The organism is Bartonella queenslandensis AUST/NH15 (assembly GCF_000312585.1).
Taxonomy (GTDB): domain Bacteria; phylum Pseudomonadota; class Alphaproteobacteria; order Rhizobiales; family Rhizobiaceae; genus Bartonella; species Bartonella queenslandensis_A.
Genome location: NZ_HE998108.1, coordinates 1 through 305, shown reverse-complemented (window position 1 = coordinate 305; position 305 = coordinate 1). Strand labels below are relative to the sequence as shown.

General features: G+C 43.3%; 1 pseudogene. It reads right to left on the bottom strand.

Going from position 1 to position 305, the window contains the following annotated elements:
• A pseudogene (locus BN338_RS09530) lies at positions 1-227 on the bottom strand (site-specific DNA-methyltransferase); the annotation flags it as partial.
• Between the last annotated feature and the right edge of the window lie 78 nt (positions 228-305).

The following is a 305-nucleotide window of genomic DNA, read 5'->3' as shown; positions in this document are numbered from 1 at the left end:
TCGATATAGATGCACTTGACCTTGCCGGCATAGTCGGATTCCAGCGCTTTTAACGCTAGCAGATTATCGCCAAATATGAGCTTATTATCAAAGATGTCGTTCTCACACACGCGTTCGTTGGCGTGATAGGATTTTTCAGGCTCTTCCAGCAAAATACGTGGCTCAAGGCGCGGGCGCTGATCTTTTCCAATCCATGTCAGTTCTAATCTTTGTTTCTTCTGGCTCATTGAGCATCCTTAAACTAAATTCCAGCGAATTGTGAAAATTTCCTCTACACGATATGACAGCTTAAGTTGAGCTTCAAT